At 39.0% G+C, this 18328-nt stretch carries 14 protein-coding genes and 7 tRNA genes; 3 read left to right on the top strand and 18 right to left on the bottom strand.

Translation table 11 applies throughout. The features are described 5' to 3' along the window. Window positions 1-86: 86 nt before the first annotated feature. The 16 genes from prpF to CXF79_RS12160 form a co-directional block, all read right to left on the bottom strand. Complete coding sequence (prpF, locus tag CXF79_RS12235) at window positions 87-1280, bottom strand: 2-methylaconitate cis-trans isomerase PrpF (RefSeq protein WP_101155200.1); 1194 nt, start codon at window positions 1278-1280, stop codon at window positions 87-89. Between the two features lie 83 nt (window positions 1281-1363). Continuing rightward, window positions 1364-3970 (bottom strand): Fe/S-dependent 2-methylisocitrate dehydratase AcnD, encoded by a 2607-nt coding sequence (acnD, locus tag CXF79_RS12230; protein WP_101155198.1) that lies wholly within the window; start codon window positions 3968-3970, stop codon window positions 1364-1366. Between the two features lie 469 nt (window positions 3971-4439). After that, window positions 4440-5564 carry a bifunctional 2-methylcitrate synthase/citrate synthase gene (gene prpC / locus CXF79_RS12225; protein ID WP_011043627.1) on the bottom strand — a complete coding sequence of 375 codons (1125 nt, stop codon included), beginning with the start codon at window positions 5562-5564 and terminating at the stop codon, window positions 4440-4442. A 37-nt stretch (window positions 5565-5601) separates the two neighbouring features. Next, window positions 5602-6492, bottom strand: a complete 891-nt coding sequence (gene prpB, locus CXF79_RS12220; RefSeq protein ID WP_011043628.1) for a methylisocitrate lyase — start codon at window positions 6490-6492, stop codon at window positions 5602-5604. Between the two features lie 13 nt (window positions 6493-6505). Beyond that, on the bottom strand, window positions 6506-7225 hold the full coding sequence (locus CXF79_RS12215) for a GntR family transcriptional regulator (protein WP_011043629.1): 720 nt from the start codon (window positions 7223-7225) through the stop codon (window positions 6506-6508). A gap of 485 nt (window positions 7226-7710) precedes the next feature. Beyond that, window positions 7711-8250, bottom strand: a complete 540-nt coding sequence (locus CXF79_RS12210; protein WP_101155196.1) for a DUF924 family protein — start codon at window positions 8248-8250, stop codon at window positions 7711-7713. A gap of 73 nt (window positions 8251-8323) precedes the next feature. Further along, window positions 8324-8710, bottom strand: a complete 387-nt coding sequence (gloA2, locus tag CXF79_RS12205; RefSeq protein WP_101155194.1) for an SMU1112c/YaeR family gloxylase I-like metalloprotein — start codon at window positions 8708-8710, stop codon at window positions 8324-8326. An 83-nt stretch (window positions 8711-8793) separates the two neighbouring features. After that, the gene (locus tag CXF79_RS12200) at window positions 8794-9681 is read right to left on the bottom strand and encodes a patatin-like phospholipase family protein (RefSeq protein WP_101155192.1); all 888 of its coding nucleotides are present in this window, start codon (window positions 9679-9681) and stop codon (window positions 8794-8796) included. Window positions 9682-9739: 58 nt separating this feature from the next. After that, complete coding sequence (locus CXF79_RS12195; protein ID WP_011043633.1) at window positions 9740-10159, bottom strand: GFA family protein; 420 nt, start codon at window positions 10157-10159, stop codon at window positions 9740-9742. Window positions 10160-10685: 526 nt separating this feature from the next. Then, window positions 10686-10761: transfer RNA gene (locus CXF79_RS12190), tRNA-Glu, on the bottom strand. Window positions 10762-10973: 212 nt separating this feature from the next. Then, a tRNA-Glu gene (locus CXF79_RS12185) sits at window positions 10974-11049 on the bottom strand. 91 nt (window positions 11050-11140) lie between these two features. Further along, window positions 11141-11216, bottom strand: a tRNA-Glu gene (locus tag CXF79_RS12180). Window positions 11217-11306: 90 nt separating this feature from the next. Beyond that, a tRNA-Glu gene (locus CXF79_RS12175) sits at window positions 11307-11382 on the bottom strand. A 90-nt stretch (window positions 11383-11472) separates the two neighbouring features. Continuing rightward, window positions 11473-11548 (bottom strand) — tRNA-Glu (locus CXF79_RS12170). Between the two features lie 212 nt (window positions 11549-11760). Further along, window positions 11761-11836 (bottom strand) — tRNA-Glu (locus CXF79_RS12165). A gap of 103 nt (window positions 11837-11939) precedes the next feature. After that, a tRNA-Ala gene (locus CXF79_RS12160) sits at window positions 11940-12015 on the bottom strand. Between the two features lie 706 nt (window positions 12016-12721). Between CXF79_RS12160 and CXF79_RS12155 the strand changes: the two genes are divergently transcribed. After that, the gene (locus CXF79_RS12155; RefSeq protein WP_232769160.1) at window positions 12722-13654 is read left to right on the top strand and encodes a gluconeogenesis factor YvcK family protein; all 933 of its coding nucleotides are present in this window, start codon (window positions 12722-12724) and stop codon (window positions 13652-13654) included. A 33-nt stretch (window positions 13655-13687) separates the two neighbouring features. Here the strand turns inward: CXF79_RS12155 and dcd are convergent, their stop codons facing one another. Both dcd and apbC read right to left on the bottom strand, forming a co-directional pair. Continuing rightward, on the bottom strand, window positions 13688-14284 hold the full coding sequence (gene dcd / locus CXF79_RS12150; RefSeq protein ID WP_011043636.1) for a dCTP deaminase: 597 nt from the start codon (window positions 14282-14284) through the stop codon (window positions 13688-13690). Between the two features lie 27 nt (window positions 14285-14311). Beyond that, window positions 14312-15487 carry an iron-sulfur cluster carrier protein ApbC gene (gene apbC, locus CXF79_RS12145; RefSeq protein WP_101155190.1) on the bottom strand — a complete coding sequence of 392 codons (1176 nt, stop codon included), beginning with the start codon at window positions 15485-15487 and terminating at the stop codon, window positions 14312-14314. Between the two features lie 112 nt (window positions 15488-15599). Here apbC and metG point away from each other — a divergent pair, with 112 nt between their 5' ends. Further along, window positions 15600-17741 carry a methionine--tRNA ligase gene (gene metG / locus CXF79_RS12140; protein WP_011043638.1) on the top strand — a complete coding sequence of 714 codons (2142 nt, stop codon included), beginning with the start codon at window positions 15600-15602 and terminating at the stop codon, window positions 17739-17741. 163 nt (window positions 17742-17904) lie between these two features. After that, a complete protein-coding gene (gene rcsF, locus CXF79_RS12135) occupies window positions 17905-18327 on the top strand; it encodes an Rcs stress response system protein RcsF (RefSeq protein WP_011043639.1) in 423 nt (140 codons plus the stop codon). Window position 18328 lies beyond the last annotated feature (1 nt).

Here is an 18328-nt window from a genome sequence, read left to right as displayed (position 1 = left end):
AAGATATTCATATAAGCGTTATCAATAAAAAGATGATCAAACCCTACGAAATAAATCTTTACGTCAAACATTAAACCGCTTCAAATCTATTCAAACAATGCAGGTACTCTTACCTGACCTTCCATAAGTACGCGAGCACTTCGGCTCATACTCACTTTTTTAACCGTCCAGTTATCATTAACACATTCAGCTTGTGCGCCAACCTTTAGCGTGCCTGATGGATGACCAAAAGTTACCTCGCTTCTTTCTCCCGAGCCAGCCGCTATATTGACCAAAGTACCTGGAATGGCCGCTGCAGTACCAATGGCAACAGCAGCTGTCCCCATCATGGCATGGTGTAATTTACCCATAGAGAGTGCACGTACATGTAAATCAATATCACTAGCCGCAATATTTTTACCACTAGAAGAAGTATATGCTTGTGCTGGTGCAACAAACGCTACTTTAGGGGTATGTTGACGTGAGGCAGCTTCAGAAATATCACTGATTAAGCCCATTTTCACTGCGCCATAAGCACGAATGGTCTCAAAGCGCGCTAACGCTTTTTCATCACCATTGATTGCTTCTTGAAGCTCGGTACCTGTATAACCTATTTCGTCTGCATTTAAGAAAATGGTTGGAATACCCGCTGTTATCATAGTCACTTTAAACGTGCCGATATCAAGTACAACAAGATCATCAACTAAATTACCCGTAGGGAACATCGCCTCACTTGGGTCTACCGGTGCAACAAAATCAACTTTCACTTCAGCTGCAGGGAAAGTTACGCCATCGAGTTCAAAGTCACCAGTTTCTTGTACTTCACCGTTAGTGATTGGTACATGGGCAATAATCGTTTTGCTGATATTCTTTTGCCAAATTCGCACTTCACAAATACCGTTCTCAGGTATTCGGTCTGCACTCACTAATCCTGAACTAATAGCAAAAGAACCAACAGCTGCAGTAAGGTTGCCACAATTGCCACTCCAATCAACAAACGCTTTATCAATGGCCACTTGCCCAAAGAGATAGTCAACATCGTGACCCACTTGTTCTGATTTAGCTAAGATTACCGTTTTACTAGTACTAGAGGTTGCTCCGCCCATACCATCGGTTTGTTTACCGTATGGATCTGGGCTACCAATAACGCGCAATAACATGTTATCGCGAGGTTTACCTGGAACCTGACAGCTTGCTGGCAAATCGGTTAAATTAAAAAATACGCCCTTAGAGGTACCTCCACGAATGTATGTAGCAGGAATTTTCACTTGAGGTTTATGCACTTGAGAATCGTGAGACATCACGTTTACCTTTTATTTAATTAATAAAAAAGCGGCACTAACATAACTGTTAAGTGCCGCTTAAATGATTATTTTAGCGAGACTTAGCTAGCATTTGATTGAAGAAAATCAGTGGCGAACTTTTGTAACACTCCACCGCCGTTGTACACGGTAACTTCTTCGGCTGTATCTAAACGACATTTCACTGGAATTTTAATTATTTCGCCATTTGTACGCGTCATAATCACAGTCATAGCACCACCTGGAGCGGTAGTACCTTCAACATCATAAGTTTCAGTACCATCAATGCTATAAGTATTACGTGTGTCACCCTTGGTAAATTCGAGTGGTAACACGCCCATACCAATCAAGTTAGTACGGTGTATACGCTCAAAGCCTTCTGAAACGATAACTTCAACACCCGCTAAACGAACACCTTTTGCTGCCCAGTCACGTGATGAACCTTGACCGTAATCAGCACCAGCGATAATGATTAATGGCTGTTTGCGTTCCATGTAAGTTTCGATCGCTTCCCACATGCGAGATTCAGTACCTTCAGGCTCAATACGTGCAAGTGAACCTTGCTTAACTTCGCCTTTATCATCACGACACATTTCATTGAACAATTTCGGGTTAGCGAATGTTGCACGTTGTGTTGTTTCATGATCGCCACGATGCGTTGCGTATGAGTTAAAGTCTTCGTGTGGAACGCCCATTTTATCAAGGTAAACACCTGAAGCACTGTTTAACTGAATAGCGTTAGACGGTGATAAATGATCGGTTGTGATGTTGTCACCAAGTACTGCTAAAGGTCGCATGCCCTTCATTGTACGTTCACCCGCTAAGGCACCTTCCCAATAAGGAGGACGACGAATATAAGTACTGGTAAGATCCCAGTCATATAATGGACTTTCAGCAGGCTCAAAAGCGCCTAAATCAAACATTGGCGTGTAGATTTTTTTGAATTGCTCAGGTTTAACACATGATGCAACAATTGAATCAATCTCTTCATCTGATGGCCAGATATCTTTCAAAGTAATGTCATTACCATTTTGGTCTTGACCAAGTACATCTTTTTCAATATCAAAACGCATGGTACCGGCAAGCGCATAAGCAACAACTAATGGTGGCGACGCTAAGAAAGCTTGTTTGGCGTGTGGATGAATACGACCATCAAAGTTACGGTTACCTGATAATACTGCAGTTGAGTATAAATCACGGTCGATGATTTCTTCTTGGATTTTCGGATCTAAGGCACCCGACATACCGTTACAAGTAGTACATGCATAACCAACAATACCAAAACCTAGTTTTTCCATTTCAGATAATAAACCGGCTTCTTCTAGGTATAGTTTTGCAACTTTTGAACCCGGAGCGAATGATGACTTAACCCAAGGTTTACGTACTAAACCTAACTCGTTTGCACGTTTTGCAACTAAACCAGCAGCAACAACGTTACGTGGGTTAGAGGTATTAGTACAAGAAGTGATTGCTGCAATAATTACCGCGCCGTCAGGCATTAATCCTTCAGCTTCTTGTGCTTTACAAGCATCAAGATTTTTAGCGATATCTTTTGATACAAGATCAGCTGTCGCTAAACGACGATGTGGGTTAGATGGACCTGCTAAATTACGACATACCGTTGATAAATCAAATTCAATAACACGTGGATATTGTGCGTCAACTAAATCGTCAGCCCATAAACCAGTGTGTTTTGCGTATGTTTCAACTAATTTAACTTGCTCTGGCTCGCGGCCAGTAAGCTTCAAGTAATCAATCGTTTGTTGATCGATGTAGAACATACCTGCAGATGCACCGTATTCTGGTGTCATGTTTGAGATAGTTGCACGGTCACCGATGGTTAAATCTTTAGTCCCTTCACCGAAAAATTCTAAGTAGCTTGAAACAACTTTTTGGTTACGTAAAAATTCAGTGATCGCAAGCACCATATCGGTTGCTGTGATACCTGGCGCACGTTTACCCGTTAACTTAACACCAATAATATCAGGTAAGCGCATCATTGATGGGCGACCTAGCATTACTGTTTCAGCTTCTAAACCACCAACACCAATCGCGATAACACCTAAAGCGTCCACATGTGGTGTATGTGAATCGGTACCAACACAAGTATCAGGGAAAGCAACACCATCACGTGCTTGAATAACAGGCGACATTTTCTCTAAGTTGATTTGGTGCATAATGCCGTTACCAGCAGGAATGACATCAACATTTTTAAACGCTGTTTTGCTCCACTCAATAAATTTAAAGCGATCTTTGTTACGACGATCTTCAATCGAACGGTTTTTCTCAAACGCGTCAGGGTCAAAACCCGGCGCTTCCACTGCAAGAGAGTGATCAACAATTAACTGTGTTGGCACAACAGGGTTAACTTTAGACGGATCGCCACCTTGATCAGCGATTGCATCACGAAGACCAGCAAGATCAACTAAAGCTGTTTGACCTAAGATATCGTGACAAACAACACGTGCTGGGTACCATGGAAAATCAAGCTCTTGCTTAACGTCAATAAGTTGTTTTAAAGAATCGGTAAGTGCAGCTGGATCACATTTACGGACTAATTGCTCAGCTAAAACACGAGAGGTATAAGGTAGTTTGGCGTAGCTACCAGGAGTAATGGCTTCAACTGCTTCACGCGTATCAAAAAAATCTATATTCGCACCAGGAAGCGGTTTGCGGTAATCATAATTCATAAGTTAATCCAGGAAAATATCAAATAAAAGAATTGTCAAATAACATATACCCGTTACCAATCAAGGTGTTCAACTACAAGGGCCTTAACCTGCCCTTTGAATGGTAACGGGTATACATTGCTTAAATCTTTAAAGCTCAATTAATACCAAGTACATTAATTAATTGACCACTTAGCGAGAATTAAAAGGCTTAGAGGCAAGGCATTGATTGAAGCGAATGGTTATTCCCTTCTCAAAATCAATAACGCTGCGTGTAGGCCTTTTATACTCGCCCTTTGGGAGTTCATTAGCAAACTAATAACCGCTCAAAATTAAAGAAATATAGAACGACTATGTTTAAGTAATTTTGATTGTTTTAAGCTCGCTAATATAACTCTAAGTTGATCAATTTATTAGTGCAATTGGTATAAGTAATGGTATTTGCCACTCATTCAATAACGATGAAGTTGTGGCAAATAACCAGTCTCTACTATCTCTCAGAGATAGGCTTAACTGTACGTGGTTCAGCACCAGTATAATCAGCACTTGGACGGATTATACGGTTATTAGAGCGTTGCTCCATTACGTGTGCAGCCCAGCCAGTTAGACGTGAACAAACAAAAATAGGAGTAAACAGTTTAGTTGGAATACCCATATAGTTATAAGTCGAAGCATGGAAAAAATCAGCGTTACAGAATAATTTTTTCGTGTCCCACATGAACTCTTCACAAGCAACTGAGATATCATAAAGTGATGTATCTCCATTTTCTGCTGCTAGTTTTTCAGACCATGCTTTGATAATGACATTACGTGGATCTGACGTGCGGTAGATTGCATGACCAAAGCCCATAATTTTTTCTTTACGCTCTAGCATTCCAGCCATCTGAACTTTAGCATCCGCAGGAGAAGTGAACTTTTGGATCATATCCATAGCCGCTTCGTTAGCGCCACCGTGAAGTGGTCCACGTAAAGTACCGATTGCACCAGTAATACAAGAGAACATATCAGATAAGGTTGATGCACAAACACGGGCAGTAAATGTTGACGCGTTAAATTCATGCTCAGCATATAAAATTAACGAAACATCCATAACACGTTCATGCTGTGCAGATGGGCTTTCACCATTAAGCAGACGTAAGAAGTGACCACCAAGTGACGCTTCTTCAGTAGTACAATCAATTTCAACACCGTCATGAGAAAATTTATACCAGTAACACATGATTGCAGGGAATGCCGCTAATAAACGGTTAGCTGCTTTATTTTGCTCAGAAAAATCAACTTCTGGTTCAACATTACCTAAAAAAGAACAACCGGTACGCATAACATCCATAGGATGTGTTTCTTTAGGGATTAGTTTTAATACTTCTTTTAATGCTTGCGGAATATCACGCATCGCTAGTAATTCAGCTTTGTACTCAGCTAATTCACCACTGGTAGGTAATTCACCGTTGAATAATAAATAAGCTACTTCTTCAAAGGTAGCATTATCAGCTAAATCAGAAATATCATAACCACAATAGGTTAAACCACTGCCTGATTGACCAACAGTACAAAGAGCCGTATCACCTGCGCTTTGACCACGTAAACCTGCACCACTAATTTTTTTATCTGACATAATTCTTTCCTCATTCTTTAATATTTTTATAGGTAAATTACTTATTTTTTCCATCAGCAAATAACGAATCTAGTTTTTGCTCATAATCGTGGTAACCAAGGTAGTCATATAAATCCATGCGTGTTTGCATGTTGTCAATTTCAGCTTTTTGATCACCATCATTTAATAATGTTCTGTAAACAGACTCAGCGGCTTTGTTCATGGCACGAAATGCTGATAATGGATAAAGCACCATCGCACAACCCCACTCACCTAATTGTTCTTTATTCCAAAGTTCTGTTTGACCAAATTCAGTGATATTGGCAAGAACAGGAACATCTAAAGCTTCAGTGAAAGCACGATAATGCTCTTCTGTTTGAATCGCTTCTGCAAAAATACCGTCAGCACCTGCTGCAACGTATGCTTTAGCACGTTCAATAGCCGCTTCTAGACCTTCTTGAGCAAAAGCGTCTGTACGGGCCATAATGAAAAAATCAGGGTCAATACGTGCATCTACAGCGGCGCGAATACGGTCAGCCATTTCTTCTGTTGAAACAATTTCTTTATTTGGACGATGACCACAACGCTTTTGCGCTACTTGATCTTCAATATGAACAGCTGCTGCGCCTGCTTTTTCCATATCACGAATAGTTTTAGCTATATTAAACGCACCGCCCCAACCCGTATCGATATCAACAAGTAAAGGTAAACTTGAAGCACCGGTAATTCTTTGTACGTCAGCAACAACATCATTCAATGACGTCATACCAAGATCTGGTAAACCATAAGAGGCATTGGCTACACCGCCACCTGATAAATATATGGCTTGATGACCTATTTGCTCAGCCATCATAGCGCTGTAAGCATTGATTGTGCCTACAACTTGTAGTGGTTTGTTATTTACTAACGCTTGGCGAAATTTTGCGCCTGCAGATAATTGACTAGTCATGATATATTTCCTCTTAAGACTTGATGAGTTGTATTTTGTTTTGCTCTTTTTGAGCGATTTCTTTTGATATTTTGTTTTCGATATTTTTACGTGATGCAGCAATGTGACGTCGCATTAGCATTTCTGCCAATTCTCCATCTCGATCTGCAATTGCTTGGATTATGCGTGAATGTTCATCAAAAGCACGACTCGCTCTAGGGCTATTCATACCAAATTGACAACGATACATACGAATTAAGTGATATAGCTGGCCACAAATCAATTCGATTAATTGTTTATTATGGCTACCTAAAATAACCTTATAATGAAAATCAAGATCACCTTTTTCTTGGTAGTAAGCTACGCCATCTTGCAACGCTTTATCACCTGCATGTTGAGTGAGCATATCTTGCATATGTTCTATCTCTTCATCGGTCATATTTAATGCCGCTTGGCGACATGCCATACCTTCAAGTGCTTCTCTCGTTATATATAACTCAAGTAAACCTTCTATGGTGCAATCAACTACACGTGAGCCAACATTTGCTTTGCGCTCTATTAAATGACATTTTTCAAGACGATTTAACGCTTCACGCAATGTGGAACGACTTATTTGGTAACGCTTAGCAAGCTCAGGCTCACTTATTTTACTACCCGCAGCCATCTCACCTTCAACAATGGCAAATTGAAGCTGCTCAAAAACTTTATCAGCAGTAGTCACTGCGGCTTGTTTGGTTGGATTTTGTAAGAGCATAATGTGCCTTATGAACCTAAATATTAACTTTAAGGTAATGTTGTCGAATCACATAACATTGTCGACAAACAAAATAATATGAATCAATAATATCTGAAATCTTGAATTAATCAAGTAGACTTAAGTATAATTGTCGACAATTTTAAAGTTACAGTAAAATTTAGTTAAAATTTTAACAATAAAATAATTTGATCAGGAAACATTGATGGTTAAGTAAAGCCCGTAGATAGTAGGACTATTAATTATTGAAGTATGATAACGCACTCCCCAGCTACTAGAAGTAGTCACGGGAGTCGCTTATGGGTTGTATAACCTTCGCCTTAACCAGCAAACAAAGTTAATCTCTAAACTCTCTGAAGATTATTGTTCTTGATTTGTTCATTAGTTAGTTTATTTATTAAGCTTAACCAAATGACTTTTAACATGAGGTACCAAAATATGTTACCCGAGCGCCCTGCTTTTAGTCATCGGGTTAACAATATAAATTAGAACGAGGAGTTAGGTTGCGATAAAAATTCAACTTCTTCGTCGGTAGATTCTCTATTTAAGATAATATTTCGATGTGGATAACGACCAAAACGCTCAATAATATCTTTATGTTTGCCTTCAAATTCAACATTGCTCACTATGCCATTAGCCTGATAAAGCGCTATGGCTTTTTCATGAATAACTAATGATTCACTGTGCATAAAAGGCATGTATAAAAAACTATTCTCTATCGGCTCCAGTGTTTTATCTGCGCCCAAAGCAATTGCTTCTTGTGCTAGAGCTAAGGCCATTCCATCGTAAGCAAAGGATTGTGGGGTATCTCGATACATGTTCCGTGAAAATTGATCCAAGACAATAATCTCGGCAAGGCGACCAGAGGCTGTTTTACGCCAATGCACTAATTCACATTGTATTGCCGACTGATGAAGGTCAGAAAATCTTGCTAATATCTCCTGATCAAAGCTTAACTCTTTAACCCACCAGCGAGCCGGCTCTATTTCTTTAAACCAAAAATCGATAACGTCTTGATAGTTCATTTCATTTCCCTTGTATCACGCATAATGCATAAGTTTTATTATAAAACGGTGTATTCACATTTATATTTTCGAATTAAGATTGCTGATACAACTCTAAGGGCAAACCATCAGGATCACTAAAAAATGTAAACTGTTTACCCGTATACTCATCCACTCGAATTGATTCAACATCAACACCCAGGTTCGTCAAATACTGACTAACCGCCTCAACGTTTTCGACATTAAAAGCCAAATGTCTAAGTCCTTGAGCTTCTGGAAAGCTCGGCCTTTTAGGTGCACCAGGAAATGAAAACAGCTCAATTTGAGTGCCATCAGCTAATGCTAAATCTAATTTAAAAGAATCTCGATCTGCTCTATAGTTTTCTGCAATGATTCTAAATCCCAAAATTCGAGTATAAAAATCTTTAGATTTTTCATAATCAGAACAGATAATTGCCACATGATGAATACCATTTAGCACGTTATATTCCTTATAGTATGGGCACTTAATGAAAAAGAGGAACAGTACTTCTTAAACCGTTAATTCTTAGAAAGTTAAACTGTTCACTCATTATTTTTTAGCGTAGTTAACGAAGCTTGTGCGGTATCATAACCCAGCTTTATCATTTCATCTGCACGATGAAATTCTAATGTACCACACGCATTACGTGCTATTTCAACAAAATAATCCGCTGGATATGCCGCTAATTTTTGTCGAGCAATAGTACTCTGCATAGCATCGAACGCCTGATTGACAACGTCATAAGCGCCCCACTCATTCGCATTGTGTAACACAGCTTTACTCTTAAATCGCGCTAAGAAACTATCCAATTTACTCGAAGGCTTATTTTCGATAAGGCTTACCTGAGTCTCTGCATCGTTTAGTGTTTTAATACTTCCACCTAGATTCACCGCGACTGAGAAATCAGTGTTATCACTAAACGTAGGGGCAATGGGCACCGGGTTAAGTACACCCCCATCAATTAGGTCCACACCATTGTAATGAAAGGGCGTAAAAAATAGTGGTAATGAAATAGAAGCCCTAATCGCACTAAATAAACTACCCGAGCTTAACCAGACTTCTTTTTCATAAGCGATATCAGCGGCAACCGCTGTATATTTAATGGGAAGTTCTTCAATGTTGATGTCTCCTACTAACTCGGTAAGAGTCGCAATTATTTTGTCACCTTTAACCAAGCCATTTTTTTGCCACGATAAATCCAGTAAGGTAAATATATCAACTTTGCTTATGTCTCTTACCCAGTGCTCAAATACATCAAGTTTACCCGCTGCATAAATACCACCAATGAGTGCGCCCATTGAGCAACCAGAAATAGAAGTAATTTCAAACCCCTGCTCTTCTAGCCAATGTATAACACCGATATGCGCTAACCCTCTTGCGCCACCACTACCTAACACAAGAGAGATAGAGGTTTTCTTATTTTCTGACATCCATTATCCTTTTCATTACGCTCTAGTAATACTTATGACGAATATTCAATTAAGAGAATTAGAACGGTTGCTTTTCATGAGAGGGTAAGTCTAATGGCAATTTAAACCATGCTTGTTTTTCACTGGTCCAAATATGCATAGTGGGCTGTATGACTCTAGTATCTTCTAACGTACTCGGTTTTAATTTTATTTTATCAGGAAAATTTGGATTAAAATGGTAGATACGATTACCACAGCATGGACAAAATTTTGCCCCGTTAGTATTGCCATTATCAGCCAAGCGACTCCAATCTGACATTTCTCCAGAAAAAACAACATCGGTAGCATTAACTACGGCTGTAATACTAAAAGCACTTGTTGATAGCTTTTGACATTCACGGCAATGACACGCAGCGACCATAAGTGGTGCAGCTAATAATTGATAGGTCACCTGTCCACATTGACACGCGCCTTTTATAGGATAGTTAATTTTGAGCATATTACTTCCTCATTACAATTCAATCAGATGAAAATTCATATTTAATAATACTATAAAGTGAAAATAAAACGCTGCCAACGATAAACTCACAATAATACCAATTCCATTAAATTTATTCCCACCTCAGAGCTATGTCAGAAGAGTTATAACAAACATAATTTTTGCTGGTATAGTCATTCTATATCTCACAAATTTGTGCAGTTATTGCTTTTCTGACAAGCTCCCTAGGGCGAGTACCTAATAAAAAGTAAAGGCTTACATGCTGTGTTATTGATTTTGACAAGGACGCTGCATGGATGCAGCTTATTAGAGAATGCAGGAGCATATTCTCCTGAATAACCATTCTCTTCAATCAATGCCTTGCCTTTAAGCCTTTTAATTCTCGCTGAGTGGGAAATAACTTAATGGACTTGGTATAAAATAATAAGCACTAAAAATTTGGCAAAAAAAAACCCACGTAATATTTACATATTACGTGGGTTTTCTTGTGTAGTTACTCGCTTACTCATTCATTCAAGAAAGAAAGTGGCATCCCTAAGGGGATTCGAACCCCTGTTACCGCCGTGAAAGGGCGGTGTCCTAGGCCTCTAGACGATAGGGACACTGATTGATTTAACTAGTAACACTAAATCATTTCAAACTATCTAGCAGATCACTCTGCTGATTTAATTTCATCAAGGTCAATAATTAAAGACATTGAAAAACTAAAACTCTAATTTCTTATTTTAAATACTGTATTTAAAATACAGGACTTAACAGTAATAAGATAACTGCATGCTCTCTTTCATCATTCCTTTACAGGTATAGATAAAAGTGGCATCCCTAAGGGGATTCGAACCCCTGTTACCGCCGTGAAAGGGCGGTGTCCTAGGCCTCTAGACGATAGGGACACAGAACTAGCATAGTGCTATTTCAGAACCGCTTAATTTTTTAAAAGTTTAAGCAACTTTTTTTACTTAATGCTCATTCTCAAAAGAGAATTGGCATCCCTAAGGGGATTCGAACCCCTGTTACCGCCGTGAAAGGGCGGTGTCCTAGGCCTCTAGACGATAGGGACACAGAACTAGCGTAATGCTATTTCAGAACAGCTTAATTTTTTAAAAGTTTAAGCAACTTTTTTACTTAATGCTCATTCTCAAAAGAGAATTGGCATCCCTAAGGGGATTCGAACCCCTGTTACCGCCGTGAAAGGGCGGTGTCCTAGGCCTCTAGACGATAGGGACACAGAACTAGCATAATGCTATTTCAGAACAGCTTAATTTTTTAAAAGTTTAAGCAACTTTTTTACTTAATGCTCATTCTCAAAAGAGAATTGGCATCCCTAAGGGGATTCGAACCCCTGTTACCGCCGTGAAAGGGCGGTGTCCTAGGCCTCTAGACGATAGGGACACAGAACTAGCTTTTTCGAAGTATACTTCGTTAGTTTTGTGTTAGGTGAGTGTTGAGCCTGTGAGACCGAACGACTTTACCCAATACAGAACTAGATTTTTCAAAGTAAACATTGATAAATACTATTTCAAAACATTGCTTAGTTTTTTATAAGTTTAAGCAAACTTAATTGCCTTTACCTCACCTATAAATAGAAGAGATAAAGAAAATAGTGGCATCCCTAAGGGGATTCGAACCCCTGTTACCGCCGTGAAAGGGCGGTGTCCTAGGCCTCTAGACGATAGGGACACAAATTAGCGTTTACATTATAAATAATATTAACAAACCAATTAAACTATCTATTTTTTGTTAATGAAAACTCAAGAGTTTAACGTTAACAAAAAACCTAATATGGTGGAGCTATGCGGGATCGAACCGCAGACCTCTTCGCTGCCAGCGAAGCGCTCTCCCAGCTGAGCTATAGCCCCGAAATATTCGAGTCGTTCAATAACTGGCCTAATAGCTATCAAACATGCTCTCAACCAGTGGACCTAACACTTGCTGAAAACGAGGCGCATTCTAAGCAGCAGCTAAGAAACTGTCAACACTTATTTATAAAAAAAGGCATTTATTTATAAAGAATTGCATTAACTGATCGCATAATAACCAAGGTGGTTATTTCTTATCTAATTTTAACTAACTTCCTGTAATGATAGTGTAATTATTGAACAGCTAAAAATAGCTCGTTATCTGTCCTCAACATACAAACCATTGTTCACTCTATTTCAACATCCGAAATGTAGGTCACCAAATTACTTCAAGATTTATTTCGCAGCGTTTGTGAGTCATTACAGTTTTAGCGCAGTAAAGAAATAGGGGTAATCCCCTATTTCTTTACTGCAACATCAAAATTGGATGCCTCACAACCTTATACCATCAGTTTTGAATGGTAACGAGTACATACCCGTTACCATTCAAAGTGAAAGATTTTAGTGGGTGTTAAAAGTGCTTTAGCCAAGGCATTCATTTTAAACCAAGGTTATTTCATCATAGCGCCTTGAATTGAAATTGCTTAAACACTCCGAAACCTGCATATTGATTGGTGACGGGTATAGGTATATTGCTTTCCTTACGCTTAGTTACTTTATCTTTTTGCTATTTAACGGTATGGTTTGTCTTACTTAGCCATACATAATGAAAGCAGCAAACCGTATGCAGCTCAAAAAACTTAACATTGTCGCCATTGGCGGCGGACACGGTTTAGGCCGTGTGCTTTGTACCCTATCTTTTATGGGTAACAAACTCACCGGGATTGTAACGACTACCGACAACGGTGGTTCAACAGGCAGACTAAGAAAAAGAAGTAGTACTATTGCATGGGGTGATTTACGTAATTGCTTAACTCAGTTAGTGGATCAAAATTCCATTGGTAGTCAGCTATTCAATTTTCGCTTTGAAGGTAATGATGAGCTTGGTGGACATAACCTGGGTAACTTGATTCTATATGGTCTGGGCAAAGTGCAATCTAGCCCTATGGATTCAATTAAACTCGTGCGCCGTATATTACGTGTTAGAACACAAGTATTACCTATGTCTGAAACGCCAACAGACTTAATGGCTTTTTATCCTGAAGGACGTTGTCGCCTCGGTGAACTCTCTGTAGATGAAATGCCAATAATGCCAACCGATTTAATGTTGGCGCCATTAGTTAAGTCGGTTAAGCCCTGTCTTGATGCGATTGAGAATGCTGATCTTATCATTCTAGGTCCAGGCAGCTTTTTAACCAGTGTTGTACCACCACTTTTAGTGAGAGATATCGCCAAAGCAATAGATAAACGTAAAGGACATTGTGTTTTTATCGATAATATTGTTGCTGAGCAGAGCCCTGCCGCTAAATTAACATTAGATGAGAAGCTTAACTGGATTGAAAGAAATATCGGTTGCATGCCAGTTGACAGCGTTATTTGCCAAGATGAGAGAATTAGCTCAGATAAAGTTAATGTCATTTGCCAAGATTTAACTCATAACAAAGTGCCACACCATCATGATAATGAAAAACTTATTCATGCCCTAGAAACCTGCGTAAATCAAATTTCTAGTCCTGCTAAAATAGAAATAGCGAGCTAAGCTCGCTATTTGACTAACTAACTCTATGATTCTTTACTTGTTAACTTTCTCGTCTTGACTGATACGACTAGCAACAGCGCCTTTTTGATCTCTATATTTTGCGTCTTCGCGTTTATTGTAAGGGCGTGCGGCGCTTGATGACATAGTTTCAAAGTTTAACGCCGCTATCTTCATTTTTGGACGTAGCGCTAAGGGTAATTTACCACTGTTATAAAACTCTAAGACTATTTGACCAGACCAGCCGGGGTCAATACGATGCGCGGTTACATGAACCATTAAGCCTAAACGGGCAAGTGAAGATCGCCCGTCTAACCAACCGACAATATTATCTGGCAATGTCACTGATTCATAAGTCACAGCCAATGCTAGCTCTCCAGGGTGTAAAAAGAAGGCGTCGCCATCAGCAATGAATATTTCATCACTCATAATTGAGTTCATCGCTTCTTGGACTTCACCTTTAGGAGCACTTAAATCAATATACGGAGCGGTATGATCTTGAAAAACTCTAAATTCATTGCCCAAACGAATATCAACACTGACGCCTGAGATCATTGAACTGTCAGGTTTTGGCTCGATAATTATCTTCTCATCATCAAGGTATTGTTCTATATCTTTATCACATAATCTCATAATGGCTTGTCTTTACCTTAGTTGCGCTTAAGCCTTATGGGCTACAGTCGCGGTTAATGGGCTGGCAGTGTCACACTGTAAAAATAATTGTGCCGAAACATTTCGGGCTATTTTACGGTAATGATTGGCTATTTCACCAGCGCTATTTTCAATTATGTCAGATTCACCAAAATCAGCATCTTGGCGAATAGTAATATCTAACGGCAATTGTCCCAACAGTTTTGTTTCATGATCTTCTGCCATATGCTCACCGCCTGCTTCACCAAAAATATGACTTTTATGGCCACAGTTTTCGCAAAGGTGATAACTCATATTCTCGACAATACCTAATACCGGCACTTTAACCTTATCAAACATGGCAATACCTTTAACAGCATCTATTAAAGCGATATCTTGTGGTGTGGTTACGATCACAGCAGCTGCAACAGGTACCTTCTGCGCTAAGGTTAATTGAATGTCTCCCGTACCAGGTGGCATATCAATGAGTAAATAATCAAGCGCTGGCCAATCGGTTTCATTTAATAATTGATTGAATGCAGAGCTGGCCATAGGACCTCGCCAAACGGTGGCATCAGCTTCATCAACTAAAAAGCCAATAGACATGGCACTCAAACCTTTGGCATCTACAGGCGTCATAAGTTTGCCATCACTAGAGCTTGGTTTCTCATTTTTAAGACCAAGCATGGAAGGAATTGATGGGCCGTATATATCCGCATCCAAAATCCCTACCCGGGCACCTTCGCACATTAAGGCATACGCTAAATTAACCGTAGTGGTTGACTTACCTACGCCACCTTTACCTGAGGCGATGGCTATAATATTAGCTACTTTACCTTGTAGCATCCCCTCTTGCCCTGCTTTATTTTTATCATTACCCAGCGAGAATTGGCGCACTGGTTTTATTGCTAAGTCGATTTCAAAATTAACAGTGCGCGCTAAATTTTCACTTAACGTTTGTGCCAACAAATCTAATTCACCTTGACAGACAAATGGCATAAGTAGCTTGATAGTGATTTTTTTCTTTTGGGTGATGCTCAATTGCTGACAAACGGCTAGAACACCATGTGGAAAATTGTCTGAAATATAATGCGATAATGTGTCTTTAATAAACTGTTCAATTTCGGATGTGTTAAGTGCTTCACCGTTTGATTTAATGTCAGTTTTAGGCGTTTTTTTTGAAAAAATTTTACCAAACATAGTCATTTGGAGACCTTTATAAGAGAAATAGCGAAATTAGTTGCATTCAACTAATGAAAATCATCGCTAAATTCTGTACTATTGCCGACATTATTACCATCAAAAACAACTATTTTTCATGTCTGACACTACTTTATCTGAAGCTACATCAAACACTGCATCGCATTCTTTAGCAGAAAAGCGCAAAATTCTAGTTACTTGTGCCCTTCCTTATGCCAATGGTTCTATCCATTTAGGCCATATGTTAGAGCATATTCAAACCGATATTTGGGTACGTTTTCAACGAATGCGTGGACATGAAACGTATTTTGTCTGTGCTGATGATGCTCATGGCACGCCAATTATGCTTAAAGCGCAAGAGCTTGGCATAACACCAGAAGAAATGATCAATGGTGTGCGTGAAGAGCGTATTAAAGAATTTAGTGACTTCCATATTAGCTTTGATAATTACCACACAACGCATAGCGATGAAAACAAAGAATACTCTGAAAAAATTTACAACGCTTTACATGCGAAAGGTCATATTAAAACCCGCATTATTTCTCAGTTATATGATCCTGAAAAAGGCATGTTCTTAGCTGATCGATTTGTTAAAGGTACTTGTCCGAAATGTAAAAGTGAAGATGAAAATGGCGATAGCTGTGACAACTGTGGTGCGACTTATTCACCAACAGAAGTGCTTAACCCACGTTCAGCTATTTCAGGTGCTACACCGATATTAAAAGATTCTGAACATTACTTCTTTGACTTGCCTGCTTTTGAAACCATGTTATCAGACTGGATACGCAGTGGTGCATTGCAAGAAGAAGTAGCGAATAAACTGACTGAATGGTTCGAACAAGGTTTAAAGCAGTGGGATATTAGCCGTGACGCGCCTTACTTTGGTTTTGAAATACCTAATGCTCCAGGTAAATTTTTCTATGTTTGGTTAGATGCGCCTATTGGTTATATGGGCAGTTTTAAAAACCTATGTGATAAAGACTCTACTATCGATTTTGACAGCTTTTGGAATAAAAATTCAGACGCCGAGCTATATCACTTTATCGGTAAAGACATTATTAACTTTCACAGCCTTTTTTGGCCAGCCATGTTAGAAGGCGCTGATTTCCGCAAGCCTACGGCTGTTTTCGCTCATGGTTTTGTTACCGTGAACGGAGAGAAAATGTCTAAATCTAAAGGGACTTTCATCAAAGGTCGTACTTACTTAGATCATTTAAACCCAGAATATTTACGTTATTACTACGCGACTAAATTAACGCACAAGATTGATGACTTAGATTTAAATCTTGAAGACTTCGTTCAACGTGTTAACTCTGATTTAGTGGGTAAAGTGGTTAATATCGCTTCTCGTTGTGCCAGTTTTATCACCAAACGTTTTGATGGCATGTTATCAACGAACATTGATGATCAAGCACTAGCGGATGAAGTAATGGCTGCGGGTGATAGTATTGCTGCTCATTATGAATCACGTGATTTCGGCCGTGGTATGCGCGAAATAATGGCGCTTGCTGATAAAGTAAATGAATATATTGCTATAAAAGAACCATGGCAGCTTGTTAAAGACGAAACTAAGCAACAAGAAGTGCAAGACATTTGTTCATTAGGTATCAACATGTTCCGCACGCTAATGATTTATTTAAAACCTGTACTACCTGTACTTGCAGATAGCACCGCTGCTTTCTTAAATGACGAGCTTGTTTGGGAAGGACACAAAACCTTATTAACTGACCATAAAATCAATAAGTTCAAAGCGTTATTACAACGTGTTGATATGGATAAAGTTAATGCGATGACTGATGCTTCAAAAGATAGCTTAGGCGCACCAGTAGAAGAAGAGAAAAAGCCAGCTAAGAAAAAGAAAGCCGCTAAAGTAGTTGATAATTCAGCTGCTCTTGCTGATCCTTTAGCTGCAGACCCAATTTCTGAAGAAATTGAGTTTGATGATTTTGCAAAAATTGATTTACGAATAGTTAAAATCATTAATGCTGAACATGTTGAAAAGGCTGATAAATTAATACAGCTAACTTTAGCACTTAATGAAGAAGGCACAGAAACTCGTCAAGTTTTCGCGGGTATTAAGTCGGCTTACAATCCAGAAGATTTAATCGGCAAGCATACGGTCATGGTTGCTAACTTAGCACCACGTAAAATGCGTTTTGGTATGTCAGAAGGCATGGTACTTGCTGCTGGTCCTGGTGATAAAGACTTATGGATATTAAATCCAGATGATGGCGCTAAAGCCGGTATGCGTGTTAAGTAATACCTCAAGTAATGCTTGAAGTAATATCTTAAGTAAAAATATTTAACAAAAAAGGTATGGTGTTTCACTATACCTTTTTTAATATATATACCCATGATACTTCAAGATACGAGTTTCACTATACCTTTTTTAATATCTAATGCTTTTTAATTCAGGAAATTGTATGAGCTTTATTTCTATCCCAAAAAGACCTTTAAAATTAGCACTAACAGTCGTTCTATTAACAACTATGCTTGGGGGATGTACAGGTAACTATACCTTTGAAAGCAACGTTAAGGCTGATAATGCCGAGGAATATTTTAGCGCTAGTAAAGTTAAAATATTTAATGACGAACAAGATTTTAACGTAAATTATCAATATGTAGGTTTGGTTGAAGGTGAAGATTGCCAAAAAGAGCCACATCTTGCCGCACCCGATGCAATTAATGCGCGTACACAAGCGAGACAAGCTGCTTATTTGAAAAAAGCCAACGCCATTATTTTTACTAGCTGTATTGATATAGAAACCAAACATTGTGTCGCACAAGTTGTTTGTTACGGTAAAGCTTATCGATTAGCTGTCCCTGACGAGCAAGTAGAACAATAAA

It is taken from the genome of Colwellia sp. Bg11-28 (assembly GCF_002836245.1).
GTDB classification, from domain to species: Bacteria; Pseudomonadota; Gammaproteobacteria; order Enterobacterales; family Alteromonadaceae; genus Colwellia; species Colwellia psychrerythraea_A.
This window is presented reverse-complemented; position numbering and strand designations above follow the sequence as displayed.

Coding starts and splice junctions, on each gene's coding strand:
- prpF (WP_101155200.1), bottom strand. CDS start 1,280: ATGTCTCACGATTCTCAAGTGCATAAACCTCAAGTGAAAATTCCTGCT.
- acnD (WP_101155198.1), bottom strand. CDS start 3,970: ATGAATTATGATTACCGCAAACCGCTTCCTGGTGCGAATATAGATTTT.
- prpB (WP_011043628.1), bottom strand. CDS start 6,492: ATGACTAGTCAATTATCTGCAGGCGCAAAATTTCGCCAAGCGTTAGTA.
- CXF79_RS12200 (WP_101155192.1), bottom strand. CDS start 9,681: ATGTCAGAAAATAAGAAAACCTCTATCTCTCTTGTGTTAGGTAGTGGT.
- prpC (WP_011043627.1), bottom strand. CDS start 5,564: ATGTCAGATAAAAAAATTAGTGGTGCAGGTTTACGTGGTCAAAGCGCA.
- metG (WP_011043638.1), top strand. CDS start 15,600: ATGTCTGACACTACTTTATCTGAAGCTACATCAAACACTGCATCGCAT.
- CXF79_RS12155 (WP_232769160.1), top strand. CDS start 12,722: ATGAAAGCAGCAAACCGTATGCAGCTCAAAAAACTTAACATTGTCGCC.
- rcsF (WP_011043639.1), top strand. CDS start 17,905: ATGAGCTTTATTTCTATCCCAAAAAGACCTTTAAAATTAGCACTAACA.
- CXF79_RS12215 (WP_011043629.1), bottom strand. CDS start 7,225: ATGCTCTTACAAAATCCAACCAAACAAGCCGCAGTGACTACTGCTGAT.
- CXF79_RS12210 (WP_101155196.1), bottom strand. CDS start 8,250: ATGAACTATCAAGACGTTATCGATTTTTGGTTTAAAGAAATAGAGCCG.
- CXF79_RS12195 (WP_011043633.1), bottom strand. CDS start 10,159: ATGCTCAAAATTAACTATCCTATAAAAGGCGCGTGTCAATGTGGACAG.
- dcd (WP_011043636.1), bottom strand. CDS start 14,284: ATGAGATTATGTGATAAAGATATAGAACAATACCTTGATGATGAGAAG.
- apbC (WP_101155190.1), bottom strand. CDS start 15,487: ATGACTATGTTTGGTAAAATTTTTTCAAAAAAAACGCCTAAAACTGAC.